Origin of the sequence: Mesorhizobium sp. M1E.F.Ca.ET.063.01.1.1 (assembly GCF_003998155.1) — a bacterium.
GTDB lineage: Bacteria > Pseudomonadota > Alphaproteobacteria > Rhizobiales > Rhizobiaceae > Mesorhizobium.
This window is the reverse complement of record NZ_RZSC01001761.1, coordinates 1-393: the sequence shown is the minus strand read 5'-3', so window position 1 is coordinate 393 and position 393 is coordinate 1. Positions and strand designations below refer to the sequence as shown.

At 60.1% G+C, this 393-nt stretch carries 1 pseudogene; it reads right to left on the bottom strand.

Annotation, left to right across the window (positions count from 1 at the left end):
- A pseudogene (locus EOA29_RS43700) lies at window positions 1–150 on the bottom strand (TetR/AcrR family transcriptional regulator); the annotation flags it as partial.
- Window positions 151–393: the final 243 nt, after the last annotated feature.

Here is a 393-nt window from a genome sequence, read left to right as displayed (position 1 = left end):
GCGCATGGCGTCGCTGCCTTGCGCGGCGATCAGCGCCGAGGCGGCGGCGAGCATGCGTTCGACCCGTTCGCGGCTGCGCTGCTGGGTCGGCGCCCGCCGCGGCGAAGCAATCGCGGCCTGATCGGCACTCCCGGCTGCTTTGTCTTTCATGGCCAGCTCTAATTCGGTTCTTCGAACGGCTTGACTCGCAAGATATGAGGGTTTATCACGTTCTGCAAATGTGAGTGTTCCTCATGTTTTGAAAAACCACTTCGCGCTAACCGAAACGGGAGCAACCGACATGATGAAACTTCTTCCTACCGTCATTTTCATCGCCGCGATCGGCTCCGGCGTCGTCGGCGGCGTCTTTTTCTCCTTCTCGAACTTCGTCATGCCGGCAGCCGGGCAAATGCC